Origin of the sequence: Selenomonas sp. oral taxon 126 (assembly GCF_001683335.1) — a bacterium.
Classification (GTDB): domain Bacteria; phylum Bacillota; class Negativicutes; order Selenomonadales; family Selenomonadaceae; genus Centipeda.
Genome location: NZ_CP016201.1, coordinates 1,095,579 through 1,096,442, shown reverse-complemented (window position 1 = coordinate 1,096,442; position 864 = coordinate 1,095,579). Strand labels below are relative to the sequence as shown.

At 63.4% G+C, this 864-nt stretch carries 1 protein-coding gene; it reads right to left on the bottom strand.

Features of this window, described 5'->3' with window-relative positions; genetic code table 11:
• Positions 1-351: 351 nt before the first annotated feature.
• Positions 352-864 (bottom strand): tRNA (adenine(22)-N(1))-methyltransferase (locus tag AXF19_RS04860; RefSeq protein WP_066845818.1); only part of this gene is annotated, 513 nt, incomplete at its 5' end.

The following is an 864-nucleotide window of genomic DNA, read 5'->3' as shown; positions in this document are numbered from 1 at the left end:
ATATTAGCTTCCCCCGTCCGCGACGGGGGAAGTGGCGAACACAGTGAGCCGATAGGGGCGCCGGTGGCTTACACGACTTTCTTACGATAGAAAACGCACTCCGTCCAAAGCGCCCCTTCCACCGCAAGCGGTCCCCCCTCCCCCGCTTCGGGTGGGGGAGGCTGAGATTACGGTATATTAGCTTCCCCCGTCCGCGACGGGGGAAGTGGCGAACACAGTGAGCCGATAGGGGCGCCGGTGGCTTACACGACTTTCTTACGATAGAAAACGCACTCCGCCCAAAGCGCCCCTTCCACCGCAAGCGGTCCCCCTCCCCCGCTTCGGCGGGGGAGGTTTTGGGCTTCTCCTGTTTCAGAGTAGCACCAGCATCGTCCGTAGTGCCGCAATCTGTGACACCGTCTCACGATATGCCGCGCTCTGCCGTGCTGCGGGACTTGCCCCCATGCCCTCAGCTGCACGCGTACACTTTTCAATCTGCGCCATGATATGTTCCCTGAGGAGAGGATCACGCTTTTCAAACAGCTTTGCCCCGATGGAGAGCAGCACCTCGTCGGGCATCTCGCACGCACCGTGCTCGGCGCGGATGATCTCATAGAGCCGACCGCTTGCGCGTGCAAGCGTCTCGTCCACGATGTTCCAGCCGTTTTCATAGAGCCAGCGGCGCAGCCGTGCCGCGCTGTTCATGGGTTGGAGGACGAGGGTCTGCACGTGCGCGAGGACATCGGGCGCGCCCGAGAGAATCTCTGTGATGAGCGCGCCGCCCATGCCTGCAATGACGATAGACTCCGCCTCGCCCGGCGCGAGGACGGACAGGCCGTCGCCCTGCCGCACGTCGATCTCGCGCGTGAGGCGCTGTGCGCCGAC